Here is a 394-nt window from a genome sequence, read left to right as displayed (position 1 = left end):
GCGGGTCCCGGTCCTTCGCGGGTGTGTCCTCGAAGGTGTCGTGTACGGGTTCGTTGACGGTCATGAGGCCGCGGGCCCTCCGTTCTGGGGCGTCGAACGCCTGACGTGGAGCACGTGCGCCGGCGCGCTGCCGGGCGTCAGGCGCACGTAGTTGGTCCTGCCCCAGTGGTACGTCACGCCCGTCAGTTCGTCGTGCACGGGCAGGGCGGCGTGCCAGTCCAGGCCGAGTTGCGGCATGTCCAACGAGACCGTGGCCTCCTGGGTGTGGTGCGGGTCGAGGTTCACGACCACGATGACCGTGTCCGTTCCCGAGCTCTTGCTGTAGGCGAGCACGGCATCGTTGTCGGTCTGATGGAAGCGGAGATTCCGCAGGCGCTGTAGCGCGGGGTGCTGC

General features: G+C 68.3%; 1 protein-coding gene. It reads right to left on the bottom strand.

All coding sequences use genetic code 11. The features are described from left to right. Positions 1-60: 60 nt before the first annotated feature. A partial coding sequence (locus AC5WRT_RS39115; protein WP_496098972.1) for an alpha-glucosidase C-terminal domain-containing protein occupies positions 61-394 on the bottom strand: 334 nt, incomplete at its 5' end.

The sequence above is a fragment of the Streptomyces sp. NTD91 genome, from assembly GCF_059510455.1.
This window is presented reverse-complemented; position numbering and strand designations above follow the sequence as displayed.